This is a genomic window from Spirulina sp. CCY15215, assembly GCF_016888125.1.
Lineage (GTDB): Bacteria > Cyanobacteriota > Cyanobacteriia > Cyanobacteriales > Spirulinaceae > CCY15215.
In genome coordinates this window covers 1-311 of sequence record NZ_JACSWA010000086.1, presented here as the reverse complement: position 1 = coordinate 311, position 311 = coordinate 1, and the positions used below count along the sequence as shown (strand labels likewise).

The window sequence follows — 311 nt, the reverse complement described above, 5'->3', positions numbered from 1 at the left end:
ATTTTCCCCCTGCACCTCCCCCGTCACGATTAAATCTCCTGTGTTTGCATTCGCCAGATTTGCATCTGTCGGGGAAGGAGAAGCTGTTAATAGTGCGAGAATATCCAACATTGTGAAAGGAAGAATCTCACCATTGCTATCTTTGAGAATTTCAACCTCTAAACTCAAGAGACTCCCTGCTTGCTGAATGCGGATTAAGCTGCTCCCAGGAACGGCAGCAAGGGTTATGGTACCATTGGGCGCATTGAGACTGCCTGTATTGATGACCGTTCCCCCAATTAAGGTTAAACTTTGCCCCACATTAACAGCTA

1 protein-coding gene is annotated in these 311 nt (G+C 46.6%); it reads right to left on the bottom strand.

From position 1 onward, the window contains the following. Positions 1-311, bottom strand: a 311-nt coding sequence (locus JUI58_RS00375) for a hypothetical protein (RefSeq protein WP_204101773.1), incomplete at both ends; no start/stop codon positions are given.